Origin of the sequence: Stenotrophomonas sp. OVS01A (assembly GCF_019969775.1) — a bacterium.
Taxonomy (GTDB): Bacteria; Pseudomonadota; Gammaproteobacteria; order Xanthomonadales; family Xanthomonadaceae; genus Stenotrophomonas; species Stenotrophomonas indicatrix.
Window position 1 is genome coordinate 528,255 of the sequence record NZ_JAHXYV010000002.1, and the last position, 17,120, is coordinate 545,374.

At 65.6% G+C, this 17,120-nt stretch carries 26 protein-coding genes and 1 tRNA gene; 17 read left to right on the forward strand and 10 right to left on the reverse strand.

Annotated features, from left to right (window positions below; all coding sequences use genetic code 11):
• Window positions 1-13: 13 nt before the first annotated feature.
• The 10 genes from infC (at window position 14) to LC407_RS11200 (ending at window position 6,517) form a co-directional block, all read left to right on the forward strand.
• Window positions 14-556, forward strand: a complete 543-nt coding sequence (gene infC, locus LC407_RS11155) for a translation initiation factor IF-3 (RefSeq protein ID WP_025876259.1) — start codon at window positions 14-16, stop codon at window positions 554-556.
• A gap of 273 nt (window positions 557-829) precedes the next feature.
• Window positions 830-1,027: a 50S ribosomal protein L35 gene (gene rpmI, locus LC407_RS11160; protein WP_002811096.1), complete on the forward strand. Its 198-nt coding sequence runs from the start codon at window positions 830-832 to the stop codon at window positions 1,025-1,027.
• Window positions 1,028-1,037: 10 nt separating this feature from the next.
• Window positions 1,038-1,397 carry a 50S ribosomal protein L20 gene (gene rplT / locus LC407_RS11165; protein WP_005410435.1) on the forward strand — a complete coding sequence of 120 codons (360 nt, stop codon included), beginning with the start codon at window positions 1,038-1,040 and terminating at the stop codon, window positions 1,395-1,397.
• Between the two features lie 194 nt (window positions 1,398-1,591).
• Window positions 1,592-2,587, forward strand: a complete 996-nt coding sequence (gene pheS / locus LC407_RS11170; protein ID WP_032978609.1) for a phenylalanine--tRNA ligase subunit alpha — start codon at window positions 1,592-1,594, stop codon at window positions 2,585-2,587.
• 83 nt (window positions 2,588-2,670) lie between these two features.
• Window positions 2,671-5,052, forward strand: coding sequence for a phenylalanine--tRNA ligase subunit beta (gene pheT / locus LC407_RS11175; protein ID WP_223482835.1), 2,382 nt, complete (start codon window positions 2,671-2,673; stop codon window positions 5,050-5,052).
• 27 nt (window positions 5,053-5,079) lie between these two features.
• On the forward strand, window positions 5,080-5,379 hold the full coding sequence (locus LC407_RS11180) for an integration host factor subunit alpha (RefSeq protein ID WP_005410432.1): 300 nt from the start codon (window positions 5,080-5,082) through the stop codon (window positions 5,377-5,379).
• A complete protein-coding gene (locus LC407_RS11185; protein ID WP_005410431.1) occupies window positions 5,360-5,716 on the forward strand; it encodes a MerR family transcriptional regulator in 357 nt (118 codons plus the stop codon). The genes LC407_RS11180 and LC407_RS11185 overlap by 20 nt, the downstream gene beginning before the upstream one ends.
• A gap of 67 nt (window positions 5,717-5,783) precedes the next feature.
• Window positions 5,784-5,860: transfer RNA gene (locus tag LC407_RS11190), tRNA-Pro, on the forward strand.
• Window positions 5,861-5,978: 118 nt separating this feature from the next.
• Window positions 5,979-6,182 carry a hypothetical protein gene (locus LC407_RS11195; protein ID WP_025876303.1) on the forward strand — a complete coding sequence of 68 codons (204 nt, stop codon included), beginning with the start codon at window positions 5,979-5,981 and terminating at the stop codon, window positions 6,180-6,182.
• A complete protein-coding gene (locus LC407_RS11200) occupies window positions 6,176-6,517 on the forward strand; it encodes a phosphotyrosine protein phosphatase (protein WP_093820570.1) in 342 nt (113 codons plus the stop codon). Before LC407_RS11195 ends, LC407_RS11200 begins: the two co-directional genes overlap by 7 nt.
• Here the strand turns inward: LC407_RS11200 and LC407_RS11205 are convergent.
• From LC407_RS11205 to LC407_RS11215, 3 genes are all read right to left on the reverse strand, one after another.
• Window positions 6,487-6,831, reverse strand: a complete 345-nt coding sequence (locus tag LC407_RS11205) for a GNAT family N-acetyltransferase (RefSeq protein ID WP_317850717.1) — start codon at window positions 6,829-6,831, stop codon at window positions 6,487-6,489. The genes LC407_RS11200 and LC407_RS11205 overlap by 31 nt on opposite strands.
• Before the next feature lie 101 nt (window positions 6,832-6,932).
• The gene (locus LC407_RS11210; protein ID WP_223482836.1) at window positions 6,933-7,286 is read right to left on the reverse strand and encodes a DUF6713 family protein; all 354 of its coding nucleotides are present in this window, start codon (window positions 7,284-7,286) and stop codon (window positions 6,933-6,935) included.
• A 59-nt stretch (window positions 7,287-7,345) separates the two neighbouring features.
• A complete protein-coding gene (locus tag LC407_RS11215) occupies window positions 7,346-7,855 on the reverse strand; it encodes a DUF3011 domain-containing protein (protein ID WP_223482837.1) in 510 nt (169 codons plus the stop codon).
• A 324-nt stretch (window positions 7,856-8,179) separates the two neighbouring features.
• On the opposite strand from LC407_RS11215, the gene LC407_RS11220 reads away from it, so the two are divergent.
• A complete protein-coding gene (locus LC407_RS11220; protein ID WP_223482838.1) occupies window positions 8,180-8,497 on the forward strand; it encodes a hypothetical protein in 318 nt (105 codons plus the stop codon).
• Between the two features lie 27 nt (window positions 8,498-8,524).
• Here the strand turns inward: LC407_RS11220 and LC407_RS11225 are convergent, their stop codons facing one another.
• On the reverse strand, window positions 8,525-9,217 hold the full coding sequence (locus LC407_RS11225) for an aspartate/glutamate racemase family protein (protein ID WP_134832868.1): 693 nt from the start codon (window positions 9,215-9,217) through the stop codon (window positions 8,525-8,527).
• A 137-nt stretch (window positions 9,218-9,354) separates the two neighbouring features.
• Between LC407_RS11225 and LC407_RS11230 the strand changes: the two genes are divergently transcribed.
• The 3 genes from LC407_RS11230 to LC407_RS11240 all read left to right on the forward strand — a co-directional run bounded on the left by LC407_RS11230 (window position 9,355) and on the right by LC407_RS11240 (window position 11,006).
• Window positions 9,355-9,987, forward strand: coding sequence for a cation transporter (locus LC407_RS11230; protein ID WP_134832867.1), 633 nt, complete (start codon window positions 9,355-9,357; stop codon window positions 9,985-9,987).
• Between the two features lie 99 nt (window positions 9,988-10,086).
• Window positions 10,087-10,728 carry a LysE family translocator gene (locus tag LC407_RS11235; protein WP_059064787.1) on the forward strand — a complete coding sequence of 214 codons (642 nt, stop codon included), beginning with the start codon at window positions 10,087-10,089 and terminating at the stop codon, window positions 10,726-10,728.
• A 104-nt stretch (window positions 10,729-10,832) separates the two neighbouring features.
• Complete coding sequence (locus LC407_RS11240; RefSeq protein ID WP_025876319.1) at window positions 10,833-11,006, forward strand: DUF1328 domain-containing protein; 174 nt, start codon at window positions 10,833-10,835, stop codon at window positions 11,004-11,006.
• Window positions 11,007-11,031: 25 nt separating this feature from the next.
• Here the strand turns inward: LC407_RS11240 and LC407_RS11245 are convergent, their stop codons facing one another.
• The 5 genes from LC407_RS11245 to LC407_RS11265 form a co-directional block, all read right to left on the reverse strand.
• The gene (locus LC407_RS11245; RefSeq protein ID WP_025876322.1) at window positions 11,032-11,364 is read right to left on the reverse strand and encodes an SMR family transporter; all 333 of its coding nucleotides are present in this window, start codon (window positions 11,362-11,364) and stop codon (window positions 11,032-11,034) included.
• A 13-nt stretch (window positions 11,365-11,377) separates the two neighbouring features.
• Window positions 11,378-11,950 carry a TetR/AcrR family transcriptional regulator gene (locus LC407_RS11250; protein WP_223482839.1) on the reverse strand — a complete coding sequence of 191 codons (573 nt, stop codon included), beginning with the start codon at window positions 11,948-11,950 and terminating at the stop codon, window positions 11,378-11,380.
• A 77-nt stretch (window positions 11,951-12,027) separates the two neighbouring features.
• On the reverse strand, window positions 12,028-12,783 hold the full coding sequence (locus tag LC407_RS11255) for a transporter (protein ID WP_223482840.1): 756 nt from the start codon (window positions 12,781-12,783) through the stop codon (window positions 12,028-12,030).
• Window positions 12,784-12,853: 70 nt separating this feature from the next.
• Window positions 12,854-13,087: a DUF1653 domain-containing protein gene (locus tag LC407_RS11260; RefSeq protein WP_025876328.1), complete on the reverse strand. Its 234-nt coding sequence runs from the start codon at window positions 13,085-13,087 to the stop codon at window positions 12,854-12,856.
• 11 nt (window positions 13,088-13,098) lie between these two features.
• Window positions 13,099-13,362, reverse strand: coding sequence for a hypothetical protein (locus tag LC407_RS11265; RefSeq protein ID WP_033831612.1), 264 nt, complete (start codon window positions 13,360-13,362; stop codon window positions 13,099-13,101).
• A gap of 416 nt (window positions 13,363-13,778) precedes the next feature.
• On the opposite strand from LC407_RS11265, the gene LC407_RS11270 reads away from it, so the two are divergent.
• The 3 genes from LC407_RS11270 to LC407_RS11280 all read left to right on the forward strand — a co-directional run bounded on the left by LC407_RS11270 (window position 13,779) and on the right by LC407_RS11280 (window position 15,057).
• The gene (locus tag LC407_RS11270; RefSeq protein WP_025876332.1) at window positions 13,779-13,985 is read left to right on the forward strand and encodes a hypothetical protein; all 207 of its coding nucleotides are present in this window, start codon (window positions 13,779-13,781) and stop codon (window positions 13,983-13,985) included.
• 130 nt (window positions 13,986-14,115) lie between these two features.
• Complete coding sequence (locus LC407_RS11275) at window positions 14,116-14,679, forward strand: DUF3011 domain-containing protein (RefSeq protein ID WP_099784882.1); 564 nt, start codon at window positions 14,116-14,118, stop codon at window positions 14,677-14,679.
• Between the two features lie 174 nt (window positions 14,680-14,853).
• Window positions 14,854-15,057, forward strand: a complete 204-nt coding sequence (locus tag LC407_RS11280) for a hypothetical protein (protein WP_032978640.1) — start codon at window positions 14,854-14,856, stop codon at window positions 15,055-15,057.
• Window positions 15,058-15,207: 150 nt separating this feature from the next.
• On the opposite strand, the gene dxs is transcribed toward LC407_RS11280, so the two are convergent.
• Window positions 15,208-17,115, reverse strand: a complete 1,908-nt coding sequence (gene dxs / locus LC407_RS11285; protein WP_032951912.1) for a 1-deoxy-D-xylulose-5-phosphate synthase — start codon at window positions 17,113-17,115, stop codon at window positions 15,208-15,210.
• Window positions 17,116-17,120: the final 5 nt, after the last annotated feature.

Consider the following 17,120-nt stretch of genomic DNA (forward strand, 5'->3'; position numbering starts at 1 on the left):
GGGTTCGACACCCTTGGGAGATCGCAATATCAGTACCCCTGACAACAAACAGAACCGCAAGAATCAGGAAATCCGTGTGCCGCGCGTCCGCGTGATCGGCAGTGACGGAGAAATGATCGGCGTGTTGACGCGAGACGAAGCGTTGTCCATGGCCGAAGATGAAGGCCTGGACCTGGTCGAGATCCAGCCGCAGGCCGACCCGCCGGTGTGCAAGATCATGGACTTCGGCAAGTTCAAGTTCGAAGCCCAGAAGAAGGCCAGCGAGGCCAAGAAGAAGACCAAGCAGGTCGAGATCAAGGAAGTGAAGTTCCGTCCGGTCACGGACGAGGGCGACTACCAGATCAAGCTGCGCAAGATGCGCGGTTTCCTTGAAGAAGGCGACAAGATCAAGGTCAACATCCGTTTCCGTGGCCGTGAAATGAGCCACCAGGAACTGGGCCGTGAGATGGCTGGCCGGATCGAAGCCGATCTGGGCGAAGACATCGTCATCGAATCCCGTCCGCGCCTGGAAGGGCGTCAGATGGTGATGATGATCGCGCCGAAGAAGAAGACCTGACGCCTGACGGGCTGCCTCGCGGGGCGCCTGGCGGCTGAATGGATGAAGGTGAAGGGACGCCGCTGGCGTCCTTTTGCTTTTCCGGGGCGGGCAGGGCCGGTCTCGGTGTGAAAACGATGTGGGGGCTGGTTACAGGGCGGATTTGCCTGTATCATGCCCGGCTCGACCCACCCAGGACGGGTCGTACGCCGATCATGGCAGGACGGAAAGAGCGGCCCAGGCCGCCGCCAGATCAGTCAGAAACCAGGGTCATATCCCATCAAGGACATTGCAATGCCCAAGATCAAGACCAACCGGGCAGCGGCCAAGCGTTTCCGCAAGACCGCCTCGGGCAAGTACAAGTGCGGCCACGCCAACCGTAGCCACATCCTCACGAAGAAAGCGACCAAGCGTAAGCGTAACCTGCGTCAGACGAATCACGTCCGCGCAGAAGACGCAGGCCGTCTGGACCGCATGCTTCCCTACCTCTGAGGACTGATACATGGCACGAGTAAAGCGTGGCGTACAGGCGCGTCGCCGCCACAAGAAAATCCTTGATCTGGCGAAGGGCTACTACAACGCCCGTCGCAAGGTCTTCCGCGTCGCCAAGCAGGCGGTCATCAAGGCACAGCAGTACGCCTACATCGGCCGTAAGCAGAAGAAGCGCAACTTCCGTTCGCTGTGGATCACCCGCATCAACGCGGCTGCCCGCATCAACGGCCTGAGCTACAGCCGTTTCATGAACGGCCTGCTGAAGGCTGGCATCACCCTGGACCGCAAGGTTCTGGCTGACATCGCCGTGCACGACGCAGCTGGCTTTGCTGCACTGGCCGAAAAGGCCAAGGGCGCACTGGCGGCATAAGTCCTTCCCGATGCCGTTGCCGTTCACGGAGAACGGTGTCAGGTAGAGGCAATGCATGGGGAAGGGCGCAAGTCCTTCCCCATTCTTTTTTGTGCCGGGCGCAGCCGTGTAGATGGCGGGCGACCGGCAAGCGGTTGCGACGGCGCGGCCCTTCGCGCATCGCGATGGCAGACCGACTGGAGTTCCGGCTACCCATGAGCGACATCCAATCCCTCACTTCCCAGGCGCTGGCCGATGTGGCCGCCGCGCAGAGCCCGGACGCGCTGGAGCAGCTGCGCGTGGCCCTGCTTGGCAAGAGCGGCAGCATCACCTCGCAGCTCAAGCAGCTCGGTGCGCTGCCGGCCGACGAGCGCAAGGCGGCCGGTGAGGCCATCAACCAGGCCCGCGACGCGCTGAGCAGCGCGCTGGGCGAGCGCAAGGCGGTGCTGGAAGATGCTGCGCTCGATGCGCGGCTGGCGGCCGAGGCGATCGACATCACGCTGCCGGGCCGCAGTGGCGAACGCGCCGGCCTGCACCCGATCACCCGCACCCTCGAGCGCATCACCGGCATCTTCGGCCGGCTGGGCTACGAGTTGTCCGAAGGGCCGGAGATCGAGGACGACTGGCACAACTTCGAGGCGCTGAACTTCCCGCCGCACCATCCGGCGCGCGCCATGCATGACACCTTCTACTTCGGTGACGGCCGACTGCTGCGCACGCATACCTCCGGTGTGCAGGTGCGCTACATGGGCGAACACCAGCCGCCGCTGCGCATGATCGCCGCCGGCAAGGTCTACCGCAGCGACAGCGACCAGACCCATTCGCCGATGTTCCACCAGGTCGAAGGCCTGCTGGTTGACGAGCATTCGACCTTCGCCGACCTGAAAGGCACGTTGTCCGAGTTCGTGCGCGCGTTCTTCGAGCGTGATTTCGAGATGCGCTTCCGCCCCAGCTACTTCCCGTTCGTTGAACCCGGCGCGGAAGTGGACATCGCCTGGCAGCAGCCCGATGGCAGCACCCGCTGGCTGGAAGTGCTCGGCTGCGGCATGGTGCACCCGAACGTGCTGCGCAACGTCGGCATCGATCCGGAACGCTACACCGGCTTTGCCTTCGGCATGGGCGTGGAGCGTTTCGCGATGCTGCGCTACGGCGTCAACGACCTGCGCGCGTTCTTCGAAAATGACGTGCGCTTCCTCAAGCAGTTCGCGTAACGCATAAGGTAGCGCCGGGCCATGCCCGGCGGACTCAACAACGCAGGCCCAGGCGCATGCGCCGGGCCCACCAGGGTGAACCCATGAAATTCTCCGAAAACTGGCTGCGCAGCCACGTCCCGACCACTGCCTCGCGCGATGAGCTCAGCGCGGTGCTGACCGCCATCGGCCTGGAAGTGGAAGACGTGACCGCGCTTGGCGATGGCCTGCAGCACGTGGTCGTCGCGCGTATCGTCGAAGCCGAGCGCCATCCCGAAGCCGACCGCCTGCAGGTGTGCAAGGTTGATGCGGGGCAGGCTGAGCTGCTGCAGATCGTCTGTGGTGCGCCGAATGCACGACCGGGCCTGGTCGCGCCGCTGGCGATGGTCGGTGCGCAGATCGGTGAGTTGAAGATCAAGCCGGCCAAGCTGCGCGGCGTCGAATCCAACGGCATGCTGTGCTCGGCCAAGGAGCTGGGCCTGGACAACGATGCCTCTGGTTTGCTGGAACTGCCGGACGACGCGCCGGTCGGCCAGTCCCTGGTGGAGTACCTCGGCCTGCCGGATGCCAGCATCGAGATCAAGCTGACCCCCAACCGCGCCGACTGCTTCAGCATCCGCGGCATCGCCTATGACGTCGCCGCAGCGACGCGCAGCGAAGTACTGGATTTCATCGCAGCACCGATCGCTGCCCAGAGCAGCCGCGAGCTGGCAATCCAGCTCGATGCCGGTGCCGAAGCGCCGCGCTATCTGGGTCGTGTCATCGAAGGAGTCAACGCTGCGGCGAAGACCCCGTTGTGGATGGCCGAGCGCCTGCGCCGCAGCGGCGTGCGCCCGGTATCGCTGCTGGTCGACATCACCCAGTACGTGATGCTCGAGCTGGGCCAGCCGATGCACGCCTACGATCTCGGCACCCTGCAGGGCACGATCGGTGTGCGCCGTTCGCGCGCAGGCGAAAGCCTGAAGCTGCTGGATGGCCGTGATGCTGCGCTGGACGACAGCTTCCTGGTGGTCACCGACGCTGATCGCGCGGTCGGCCTGGCCGGCCTGATGGGCGGCTTCGATACGCGCGTCACCGATGCCACCACCGCCGTGTTCCTGGAAGCGGCGCACTTCGCGCCGGCCGCGATCATGGGCCGCGGCCGCAAGCTGGGCCTGCACACCGATGCGGGCCACCGCTTCGAGCGTGGCGTCGACCCGGCGCTGCCGCGTACTGCCATCGAATACGCCACCCGCCTGGTGCTGGACCTGGCCGGCGGTACCCCCGCAACGGTTACCGAAGCGGTACGGGAGGCCGACCTGCCGCAGCCGGCGACGATCCTGCTGCGCCGCGCGCGCATCACCCGCGTGCTGGGCATCACCATCGAAGACGCCGAAGTCGAGCGCATCCTGCGTGCGCTGGGCATGCAGGTGGTGGACGCTGGCGAAGGCTGGCAGGTCACCGCGCCGAGCCGCCGCTTCGACATCGCCATCGAAGAAGACCTGATCGAGGAGCTGGCCCGGATCCACGGTTATGAGCAGATCCCGACCACGCTGCCGGGTGGCGCATCGCGTGTCGCGATGCCGTCCGAGACCCAGCTGGACGCGCTGAGCGTGCGCCGCCAGCTGATCGCACGCGATCTGCAGGAAACCGTCAATTTCGCCTTCGTCGACGATGGCCTGCTGGGCCAGTGGCAGCTGCGCGAGGATCTGGTGCCGCTGGCCAACCCGCTGTCGGCCGAGCTGGCGGTGATGCGCCCGTCGCTGCTGCCGGGCCTGGTCGCCACGCTGGGCCGCAACGCCGCCCGCCAGCTCGGCCGGGTGCGCCTGTTCGAGCTTGGCCGGGTGTTCGCGCAGCAGGCCGGAGATGGCCAGCCGGCGCCGCTGGAAACCCCGCGCGTGGCCGCTGCGGTCTGCGGTGAAGCGCAGGCGGTGCAGTGGGGCTTGCCGACCCGCAAGGTCGATTTCCATGACCTGAAGGGCGACCTGGAATCGCTGGCCGCGGCCAGTGGCGCGGTCCTGGAGTTCCGCCCATCCTCGCGTGCCTACGGCCATCCGGTGCGTTCGGCCGAGGTGTTCCGCGACGGCCTGGCCATCGGCTGGATCGGCCAGATCCACCCGCGCCTGGCCAAGGCGATGGACATCGACGTGGACGTATACGCCTTCGAGCTGGATCTGGAAGCGCTGTCGGCCCGTGCGCTGCCGCGCGCCGGTGAACTGTCGCGCTACCCGGCAGTGCGCCGCGACCTGGCCTTCCTGGTGCCTGAACAGGTGGCCTGGAGTGACCTGGCCGCGACCATCCGTCAGGCTGCCGGTCCGCTGCTGCGCGAGCTGAACCTGTTCGATCGCTATGTCGGCCAGGGCGTCGAGCCGGGATTCAAGAGTCTCGCTATGGGCTTGATTTTGCAGGACAAGTCGCGCACTCTGACGGACCGCGACGTGGAAGCGGTAGTGGCCGAGGCGGTCACTGCCATCGAGCGTGAACACCACGCCCGGATCCGCGGCTGAGCGGGCAGCACTCGGGGGTAGCAGGCAATGGCATTGACCAAGGCGGAGATGGCGGAAAAGCTGTTCGACGAAGTCGGTCTGAACAAGCGGGAAGCCAAGGAATTCGTCGACGCGTTCTTCGATGTGCTGCGTGAAGCATTGGAACAGGGACGTCAGGTGAAGCTGTCGGGCTTTGGCAATTTCGACCTGCGGCGCAAGAACCAGCGCCCGGGTCGCAACCCCAAGACCGGCGAGGAAATTCCGATTTCCGCCCGTACGGTGGTTACCTTCCGTCCGGGCCAGAAGCTCAAGGAGAGGGTGGAAGCTTATGCTGGATCCGGGCAGTAACCGCGAACTTCCGCCGATTCCGGCCAAGCGCTACTTCACCATTGGTGAAGTCAGCGAACTGTGCGACGTCAAGCCGCACGTGCTGCGCTACTGGGAAACCGAGTTTCCCAGTCTCGAGCCGGCCAAGCGCCGTGGCAACCGTCGTTACTACCAGCGCCACGACGTGCTGATGGTGCGGCAGATCCGCAGCCTGCTGTACGAACAGGGCTACACCATCGGTGGCGCGCGCCTGCGCCTGGATGGTCCGGATGCGCGCGAGGAATCGGCCTTGAGCAACCAGATCATCAAGCAGGTGCGGATGGAACTGGAAGAAGTGCTGCAACTGCTGCGTCGCTGACCCATTTCCGCCGTAATCCGCTATACTTCACGGCCCGCCGCACTGGCGGGCACATCGCAGCATCAGTCGGGGCGTAGCGCAGCCTGGTAGCGCATCTGCCTGGGGGGCAGAGGGTCGTCGGTTCGAATCCGGCCGTCCCGACCACTGTGATGTAACAGACAAGCCTGCGCAGCGATGCGTGGGCTTTTTTGTTGCGGCGTTGTATCCTGCGCGCACTCGTACTACCGCGGCTGCTGAACCCGGTACTCACGAGAACACGATCATGGAAACGCAAAGGAACCGCGCCTGGAGGCGCTCGCAGTCGCGCCACCACGCTGGCGACCACACGGCAGCACCGTCGATCTTCAAGCCGGAAAAGAACTGGAAGCTGATGTATACGCGCGGCGACAAGCTGCTGCGGGCGCGCCAGCTGGGTTTCACCTATCCAGTCCTCAGCCCGCGGCAACTGCTGGACCAGGAATGTTGAACCTGTTGTTTGTCTGCAGTCGCAACCAGCTGCGCAGCCCCACCGCTGAAGCGATGTGGCAGCGCCGGCCAGGTATCAGTGCGCGCTCGGCAGGCACCAGCCCGCATGCGCGCCGGCCCATCAGCCCAGCGGATATCCGCTGGGCTGATGTCATCTTCGTGATGGAGCCCAAGCACCAGCATCGGCTGCAGGCGAATTTTGCCCGCCTGCTTGAACACACGCCGCTGCACTGCCTGGATATCCCCGACGACTATCGCTGCATGGATCCGGCGCTGATGGCGCTGCTGGAAGCGAAGGTCGCGCCTTACCTCACATCGTCAGCAGCGAAGCGGTAGATCAACTCCGGATCGCCTTCGTCGAGGCCGTGCACGATGCCGCACTGCTGGAAACCAGCGGCTGCCAGCAGCCGCTGCATGTTGGCGTTGGATTGGTTGGTGGAGGTGAAAAGCCTGGCACCTGCGCTGCACGACGTGGCATGCAGAAGCAGCGCGCTGCCGACGCCGTGTCCGCGCAGTGGCGCGGCGACCATCAGCATCTCGATGAAGGCTTCACCGAAGAAGTGCCGGTGCTGGACCCGGTAGCCGGCCAGCGTGTCGTCGAGTTCGGCGACGTGCATGTGGCCGTCCGCCAGCCATTGGCCGATCTGCACGGCACGCCGTGGGTCATCGGCCGCAACGCTGTCCAGGGCGATCAGTGCCGGAAGATCCGTGCACACGGCCGCGCGTATCCGAACTGCTGGAGCCCGCACGTTCATCGCCGACGGCTGCGCAGCAGCAAACCGCTGCCGCTGACCAGCCAGGCCAGAAGCGTGAGCAGCGACAGGGGCAGGTGGAATTCATCGCGACCGGCCGCAGCGAAGCCTGCATGGATGATGGCTGTGCCGATACCCAGCGCGCCGCACAGCAGTGCGTAGCGGCGCGCAGAGCCCAGGCCGAGCACGACCTGACGGTAACCGTGCAGCAGTACGCCGATGGCAAGCAGATTGAAAAGCAGGAATCCCTGGATGCCGCCGGGTACCTGGAACATCCGCCACTCGTGCCAGAACGCGGCATCGATCTGATGCAGCAGCAAGCACATCATCGTTGCCAGGTACCAGCGTTCCATGCGGTGTTTCCTGCTGCGGGAGCTTCATTCTAGCGATGATGGGCCCGCAGCCATCGCACTCAGTAGACGCGGAATTCGGCGCGGCAACCGTCGCTGACCCATACACCGCGTCGGTCCCAGCCCCAGTTGCGGTCCTCGGTGCAGGGGGTGACCGATTTCTGCTTGACCAGCCGCACGTCATGACGGACGCGGATGCGGCACTGTTTCTCCTTGTTTTCGTAGGATTCGCAGACCAGGCGCTCGCCATCGCGATCACGGTCACGCCCACGCCCGGGCCAGCGGCCATGCCCGCGTTCTTCGGCGACGAATTCGGCGCGGCAGCCGTCGGTAACCCACAGCATGCCGCGGCGCTGTCCCCAGTTGTCATCTTCAACGCATCGCGTCACCGACAGCTGCCGCGCCAGTCGCGCGCGTCCTTCGAACGGGCACTGCTGGGTCTTGTTGAAGTGCGATTCGCAGGTCGTGCGCGGTGACGATTCGCTGTCGTAATCCTGTGCCGAGACGGTCGTTGCGGCCAGCAGCAGGGCAAGTGCAGAGCCGCCCAAGGGCAGTAGCAGGCGAAGGCTCATTGAAACCTCGGTTTGGGGATGGGACGCAAGAATGGCGCACGTATGGCGCTCTGCGACGACTGCGGGCTGCGCTGGCTCAGGACGGATTTATAAGTGTGCGACGGCGCATGCAGGGCGTTACATCCCGTATCATCCCGGGCACATCCGATTGCATCGGTTTACAGTTTTTTACACGTTCCAGCGCTTTCGGACGCGGCCTTCGGGCATCGCCCGTGGCCGCTGGCGCGGGTGCGGACAAGGATGTGCGGACCACGACGACCACAGGGGGTTGCGTTGATCAGCAGTATCGTCATTCATCGGTCGGCCGGCACAGGCGCGGCCGACGTGCAGGTCCTGGACACGACGTTCAAGGGCAAGCGTGTTTTTGTTGCGTGGGGCCTGCGTGGCCTGGAACTGACCCGCGAAGCCGAGCCGGAAGATACGGTTGCGGCCCGCGATGCCTTGCGGCGGGTTTCCCGCCAGGCCGACGGGCCGCGCAGCAGCGAGATTTTCATTGCCAGCCAATCGGGCGTGGCCATCAGTGTCTACCGGATGCTGACCGAAGCCCGCAGCGGCGACGCCGTGTTCTTCCTGTGCGATTCGCCACCGGTGGTGGAATGGCTGGTTACTTCGCTGGAAGTGCAACCCGAATCGCCTGCGTGACCGGACGCCTGACCGTGCAGTCGTGGGTTACGCCAAGGCTGCGTCCACTGCCGCGCGCGCATGCAGGGTCGTGGTGTCGAACAGCGGCACCGGGCTGTCTTCGGCGCGTACCAGCAGCATGATCTCGGTACAGCCGAGGATGATCGCCTCGGCACCGCGGGCAACGAGGCGTTCAATCACTTCGACGTACACCTGCCGTGATCGCTCGTTGACCACCCCGGCGATCAGCTCCTCGTAGATGATCGCGTGCACCTCGCGGCGGTCATCGGCCTCCGGAACCAGTACGTCCAGGCCGAAGCGCTCGCTCAGGCGGCCACGGTAGAAGTCTTCCTCCATGGTGAAGGCGGTGCCGAGCAGGCCGACACGCTGCAGACCGGCCTGCACGATCGCCGTGGCAGTCGGGTCGGCGATATGCAGCAAGGGCAGCGGGCAGGCCGCCTCGATCTCAGCAACGAGCTTGTGCATGGTGTTGGTGCAGATCAGCAGCAGGTCGGCGCCACCGGCCTGCAGCCGCTGTGCGGCATCGACCATCTCGTTGCCCAGGGCATTCCAGTCGCCGTCGTGCTGCAGCTGCTTGATGCGGGCGAAATCCAGCGACCACATCAGCAGCTGCGCCGAATGCGCGCCGCCCAGCCGCGCGCGTACCTCTTCGTTGATGAGGCGGTAGTACTGCGCCGAACTCTCCCAGCTCATGCCACCGATCAGGCCAAGCGTCTTCATGCGTGTCTCCGTGCCGGGGAAGCGCCATTGCAGCACAAACTGGGCCAGGACGTGCAATTGTGGGTGGACCCGCCGCAGCAGCTGCCGACGGGCCTGATCGGCGTGATAATGGGGTACGACAGGCAGAGGGCAGGGCGATGGGCGAATGCTGTGGCTGCGGCAAGACGCTGGATGTGGCAGCCATGCAGGCGCGCCACCGGCGCGTGCTGTGGATCGTCCTGCTGATCAACCTGGCGACCTTCCTGATGATGGTCGGCGCGTCCTGGTACAGCCATTCGTCCTCGTTGCTCTCCGGTGCGCTGGACAACCTGGGCGATGCGGCGACCTATCTGCTGAGCCTGCTGGTGGTGGGGGCCGGCGTGGCGGCCAAGGCGCGGGTTGCGTTGTTCAAGGGCGTGCTGATCCTGGCTGCAGCCGTGGCAGTGGCGGCGCAGATCGGATGGCGGCTGGCGCATCCGCAGGTCCCCCTGTTCGAAAGCATGGGCCTGGCCGCGCTGTTGAACCTGGCTGCCAACGGTTTCTGCCTGTGGCTGCTGACGCCGTATCGCAATGATGACGTGAACCTGGCATCGGCCTGGGAATGCGCACGCAACGACATCTTCGAGGGCGTTTCGGTGGTGCTGGCGGCGGGGCTGGTGGCGCTGTTCGGTGCCGGTTGGCCGGACCTGCTGGTCGCCATCGCGCTGCTGGTCGTGTTCCTGCGCTCGGCGCTGCGGGTGCTGCGCATCGCGATGACCGAGCTGCGCGCATCGCGCATTGCCAGCAGCTGAGCCGCAGCAGCTGTAACCGTCGAATCGACCCCGGACTGTACATGGTGGTGACAGCCGCTGCGCACTATCCTTGCAGGGATTATTACGGTGGATGAAGTGATGGCCCTGCATACCTGGTGGTGGTTCCTGGCGACAGTCTTCGTGCTGTGTGGCACGCCGGGCCCGAACATGCTGCACATCCTGGGGCGCAGCGTCGGCCTGGGCTTTCGTCGCAGCGTGCCGGCCATGGCCGGTTGCCTGCTGGCGATGCTGCTGGTGCTTGCGGCGTCCGCGGCCGGCCTGAGCGCGGTGCTGCGATCATCGCCGATGCTGTTCGATGTGCTGCGCTACCTGGGTGTGGCCTACCTGGCCTGGCTGGGCATCAAGGCGTGGCGGGACAGCTACCGGCAGGCGCCGGTGGCGACAGACGTCGATGCAGCAGCGCTGCCGCCGGTGCACGGTGCCTGGGCAGTGTTCCGTGGTGGCCTGCTGGTGGGGTTGAGCAATCCCAAGCTGCTGCTGTTCGCCGCCGCGTTCCTGCCGCAGTTCGTCGACCCCGCGCGTGGCCAGGCCGTGCAGTACACGGTGCTGGTGGCGACCTTCGCCACCTGCGAACTGTTCTGGTACGTGATGTATGCCGCAGGCGGGCATGGGCTGCGCCGTTGGCTGGCAAAGCCATTTGCGCAACGCTGGTTCGAACGCCTGGTCGGCAGCGTGTTCCTCGCTTTCGCAGTGGCGCTGCTGCGCTTCCGGCCGCGCTGAGCGGGTTCGTTTCACGCCGCGCCTGCGACCTGTTCACGCGTGTGGCATCGCGGCGTACCTAACCTGATCCCACCTTCAGTATTCCCGCCAGGGAGAGGATCAACATGATCAAGTGGGCCATCATTTTCGCCATCATCGGCCTGATCGCAGGTGCGCTGGGTTTCGGCGGCATCGCCGGCGCTGCCGTGGGCATCGCGAAGTTCCTGTTCTGGGCCGGCATCATCATTGCCGTTGTGCTGTTCGTGCTTGGCATGACCGTCGCCAAGAAGGTCGCCTAGCCCGGGTGTTCGTGCAGCAGCGCGTTCAATGCGCGCTGCTGTGCGAGAACAGGTTGATGACCAGCACGCCGGCACAGATCAGGCCGATACCGATCAGCGCCGGAGCGTCGAGGCGCTGCTTGAACACCAGCAGTCCGATCAGCGAAATCAGCACGATGCCGACGCCGGACCAGATCGCATAGGCGATGCCGGTGGGGATCGACTTCATCGTCAGCGACAGCAGGTAGAAGCACACGCCGTAACCGGCGAGCGCGCCCAGCGTGGGACCGAGCCGGGTCATGCCTTCGGATGCCTTGAGCAGGGACGTGGCGATCACCTCCAGCACGATCGCACCGGCCAGGTAGACATATGGGTTCATCGAATCCTCCTGCTCATGCCGGTTCGCACAGCTTCAATGCCTCCAGGGCCATGGCCTGGGCATTCTGGCGCTCGTTTTCGTCCAGCGGCCGCCCATAGGCGGTGGCCCAGTAACCATCGGCAACGCAACGCGCGGCGTACAGGCGCGGATCGCAGGCTTCATCCGGGAACTCGGCGAGCATGCCGCGCAGCCACGTGCGCCAGTAGACCAGAAGCGCCGGCTCCAGCATGTTGCCCATGGTGAGCCCGATGTCGTTGATCTGCTCCTGCTGCAGCAGATGTTCGAAATTCACCTGCACATAGGCACGGCTGAAGCCGCCATGGCGGCGCGGGGACTGTCGCAGCACCGCACGCACTCTGTCCTCGAAGTCGGCGATGAGCGAGGTCAGCGTCGCCTCGACCAGGTCCTGCTTGCTGCTGAAGTGATGGAACAGCGCGCCCTTGCTGACACCGGCGGCGTCGGCGACGTCCTGCACGGTGAGGGCCGCCAGCCCATTCTTGCCAAGGGTATGGGCGGTCGCGTGCAGCAGTGCCTGGCGCACGCTGTCGGGCGCTTTGCGGCGCGAGCGGAGAGGGGATTCTGTCATGGGGGAACGAAACCGACTGGACGGTATGATTGTAGCGCGGGGGCGATGCGCCCGGCGCGCACGATCAGGTCTTGAGCTCACTGCAGATAGAACGCGATGCCGGTGCCGAGCTGCAGGTCGGGGCTGTTGCGATTGAGGCCCAGGTCGAACGAGGCGTCCAGCTGCACGTTCGGCCGCAGCATCCAGGTCAGGCCTGCGCCGGCGATGGCCTGGTCGGGTTGCTGGTTGGCGTGGGTGAAACCGGCTTCGAGATAGGTGCCAAGCCGCTCGGTCACGCTCAACGAGAGGCTGGGCGACCAGGTGGTGCTGCGCTGGCCGGCGCCACGCTGATGACTGCCATACAGCGCGCCGCTCCAGCGGTCGTTGAAGCTGTGCTCGACGCTGGCGGCCAGCGCGTACTGGCGGCCGTCGCTGAAGGCTGCATCGCCACGCGAGATCACCCCGCTGGCCAGCAGCGCCCACGCCGTGCGTTCGGTACTGCCGGGACCTGCCCATTTCACTCCGACGGTGCTGTCGCCGGCGCCGCGCTGCTGCGTGCGCGGAATGTCGGGGCCACGTTCTCGCTGACGCTGCCATGGCGTGGACGCCAACTGCAGTTCCCAGCCCGGAGCCAGCCCGGTGCGCAGCAGCAGGTCGCTGGACAGCGTCGTCGTGCGCAGGCCGTCGCGATCACGCTCACGTTGATAGCTGGGCAGGCCCAGTTCGACGGCAAGGCCGCCACGCGGCACCGTGTCGGTGCCGAAGCCGATGCCGGGACGATCGAAGCTGGGAGGTTCCGCGCCCAGCACCGGGGTACTGGCCAACGACAGGGCGATCAACAGGGTGTGGCGCATGCGGGTTCCGTCTCGCAGGGGGTCTTCAGCATGCCCGGCGGTACCGTGCGCGCGGCGTGAGCCGCACCGCTCAGTCGCTGATGCGGGCGAAACGCGCCTGCGGGCCGTGCTCGCCGGGCACCTGCTCAATGAACATCGCATAGGGCCGCACCCACAGGCCGCCCTCGCCATACAGAGCGCGGTAGAGAACCATCGGCTGCAGCGTCTCACTGCTGCGGACGATGTCGATCACTTCGTACTCGCCACCCTTGAAGTGGCGGTAGCGGCCAGGTGCCAGCGCGGGCAGCGGGGTCAGGTCGGTCATTGGTGGGCCCGTTACCTGCGTGCCGGCGACGCAGGGGTGGCGCAGTAGGCATCGATGGCTTCGGCGGTGTTGGCCAGGCCCTGCGCCTGTGCCAGTTCCCACGGGCGCTCGCAGCGCTGGCTGCGTTCACACCACTGATAGCCGGCCGAACCGATGCAACCGTGCGCATCGCGATCGCCACCAACCACGGGTGTGGCGGCGTCATGGGTGACTGGTTTTTCCGGGCTGGCACACGCGGCCAGAGCCAGCAGCGGGATCAGCATCAGGACTTTCATGGGCGCGGCTCCGTGCCGTAAACCGACAGTCTGTTCGGTCCCGGCAGCAGCGGCAAGCATCGCTGGCCGATCCTCAACTCAGCGATGCGCGGACCAGTTCCTCGATCAGTACCACGTAGCTGGCGGCGAAATAGAACTTCAGCAGCGTCGAACGCTGCAGTGGAAGCGAGGTGCGCATGTGGAAGGGGCCCCTGTTGATGACGATAGTGTGAAGCGCGGCTGACTTCGTGACAAGGGTCACGGAACGGGTTTCCTAAATGGCCTCAGGGATGTGATGGGGGGCGCTTTCTGAGGCGATGGTGGGGAGTTTTCGGATAAATCCGATAGGTCTTCTCCGGGGCGCTGGCTAGGCTGGTCGGGCATCGGAGATCGGCCTTGCGCCGGTCCCCGATTTCCCAGAACCGCAGGAGCCCACCATGGTCATCACTGTCCAATGCACCGCCCAGCGCTGGTCCGTCCTGGATCCGCAGACACGCGCGACCGAAGTGTTCAGCACCGGTGCGGCCGCCTTCGATGCCGCTGCCTCGCGGGCCAGCGAGCATCACTGCCGTACCGGCCAGCACAGCACCGTGCGCGTGGAAGCGCTGGGCACTGCGGTCGACGCGCTGCACTTCGGCCGCTGAGCCACCGCAGCCGCAGTCAGTTGCGGTTGGGTTGGTTGAATGGGGGAAAAACCGCCGTCGCGGCTCCCTCTGTGCGCCACGCCGGGAATCCCTGATGCTTGCCTCCACCGTATTCACCTGGAGACAAGGGATGGGCAAGGGACTCACTTGGCGCACCGTGGCGTGCACCCTGTTGCCGATGATGGCTGCCGCTGGCGGCGTGCAGGCGCAGAACTATGGTTACGACGATCGCTACGATGATCGTGGTGGCAATGGCATCGTGCGCTGCGAATCGATCAAGAACCGCAGCAACGAGTGCCGGCTGGAAGGGCGTGCGCGCATGATCCGCCAGTTGTCCGGCTCCCCCTGTGTGGAAGGTGAGACCTGGGGCCAGTCCCGTTACGGTGTCTGGGTTACCCAGGGCTGCCGTGCCGAATTCGTCGGTGAATACCGGCGGCCGGGCGGTGGTGGCGGTGGTTGGGGTGGCGGTGGTGGCAACGGCTGGGGCGGAAGCCAGTGGGGTGGTGGTGGCCAGGTGATTGCCTGCCATTCCAATGACCGGCGCCAGCAGTACTGCGATGCGCAGGTTCGTCGCGGCGTGCGTCTGGTACGACAGGAATCGCGCAGTGCCTGCATCGAAGGCCAGACCTGGGGCTGGGACCGCCGTGGCATCTGGGTCAGCAATGGCTGCAGGGCCCAGTTCCAGGTGAACTGAGCGGCTGTCGCAATCGGCTCAAGATCAGAAAAATCTGATAGCGATCACACTTCTTTCCTCGTATTGTCGACTCCCGGGACGCCTTGCGCGTCCCGGTTCGCACTGGCCATTCCGGTCGCGCCTGGTGCGGTCATTCTCTCGTCGTCGATACGCTGTTCAAGGAGTGAGCAACGCATGTTGATCCGACTGCAATGTGAGCAGCGCCAATGGCGCGTGCTGCACCCGGACAAGCCGGAGCCGATCGAGTTCCGCGATGGCGTCCGTGCCTTCGATTTCGCCGAAACCCTGGCCCGCCTGCATTTCACCGATACCGGCCAGCGCGCCTCGGTGCGGGTGGAGTCCAGCGGTGCGTTTGTCGAGGCGATCAGCTACGGCTGAGCACGCCGCTTGTCGGCACGGTCCGCGCCATCCACGCATGGCGTGGATCTGCTTTTGCGCCACCAGCAATCTGGTAGATCCACGCCATGCGTGGATGAGGAACCTGGGGAGCCACGCATGGCCTGGCCCCACCAGACCCCTGCAACGCTCTCAGCCCGCCGCGCTCAACGGCGGGTTGCCGGCGGCCAGCTGCGGCCAGCGCTTGAGCAGGGCCGCACGGATGCCGGCCGCATCGATGCCGGCCTCGGCCAGCAGGTCCTCGCGGCTGGCGTGATGCTGGAAGGCATCGGGCAGGCCCAGGTGCAGGATCGGACGCAGCACGTCCTCGGCATTGAGCAGTTCGGCCACGGCCGAACCTGCGCCGCCCGCCACCACGTTGTCTTCGATCGTTACCAGGGCGTCGTGCTGGTTGGCCATGGCCAGCACCAGCTCGCGATCGAGTGGCTTGATGAAACGCATGTTGACCACGCTCAAACCCAGTTCGCGACCCACCTGTTCGGCGGCGGCGACGGTGCTGCCGAACGCGAGCAGGGCGACGCGGTTGCCTTGCAGGCGCAGCTCGCCCTTGCCGATCGGCAGGGTCGAGAGATCGCTGCCGGCATCCACGCCGGTACCGCTGCCGCGCGGGTAGCGCACCGCAGCCGGGCCGGGGTGCTGCAGGCCGGTGCTGAGCATCTGCCGGCACTCGGCTTCGTTGGAGGGTGCCATCACCACCATGTTCGGCACGCAGCGCAGGAAGCTGAGGTCGAGGTTGCCGGCGTGGGTTGCACCATCCGGGCCGACGACGCCGGCGCGATCGATCGCGAACAGCACGTCCAGGTCCTGGATGGCCACGTCATGCACCAACTGGTCGTACGCGCGCTGCAGGAAGGTGGAATAGATCGCCACCACCGGCTTGCCGCCCTGGGTGGCCATGCCTGCGGCCAGGGTCACCGCGTGCTGCTCTGCGATGGCCACATCGAAGTAGCGCTGCGGATATTCCCTGCTGAAGCGCACCAGGCCCGAGCCTTCGCGCATTGCCGGAGTGATGCCGTACAGACGCGGCTCGGCTGCGGCGGCGTCACACAACCAGTCGCCAAACACATCGGTATAGGTGGGCTTCTTCGCGCCGGTCTTGGCCACCAAGCCCTTGTCCGGATCGAACGGGCCCACCGCGTGGTAACCGATCTGGTCGCCTTCGGCCGGCTCGTAACCCTTGCCCTTGGTGGTCATCACATGCAGCAGCTTCGGGCCCTTGGAGGCACGCAGCGTCTTCAGCGCGGACAGCAGCGCCGGCAGGTCATGGCCATCGATCGGGCCGGTGTAATGGAAGCCCATTTCCTCGAACATCGTGGACGGCACGAACATGCCCTTCCAGTGTTCTTCCCAGCGCTTCACGAAACGCGCGGGATTGTTCTTCTTGTCGCCCAGGATCTTCTTGCCGCCTTCGCGCAGCGCATTGAGCGTGCGGCTGCCGGTGGCGCGGCCGAGCATCTTGGTCAGCCCGCCCACTGCCTCGGAGATCGACATGTTGTTGTCGTTGAGGATCACCAGCAGGTTCGGTTCCGGTTCCATGCCGCCGGCGTGCATCAGCGCTTCGAACGCCATGCCGGCGGTCATCGCACCGTCGCCGATCACGGCCACGACCTTGCGATCATCACCTTCGGTCTGGCGCGCGATGGCCATGCCCAGCGCCGCCGAGATCGAGGTCGAGGAGTGGCCGACACCGAAGGTGTCGTACTCGCTTTCCTCGCGCTTGGGGAACGGCGCGACGCCATCCTTCTGCTTGACGGTATGGATCTCGTCGCGGCGACCGGTGAGGATCTTGTGCGGATAGGTCTGGTGGCCGACGTCCCAGACCAGCTGGTCGACCGGGGTCTGGTACAGGTAGTGCAGGGCCACGGTGAGCTCGATCACGCCCAGGCCGGCGGCGAAATGGCCACCGCTTTTGCCGACCGATTCGATCAGGTAGGCACGCAGTTCATCGGCGACCGCCGTCAGTTCGGATTCGTCGAACGTGCGCAGGTCATCCGGTGTCTGGATGCGCGCGAGGCGGGGATAGCGGGCAGAGTCGATCATCATGT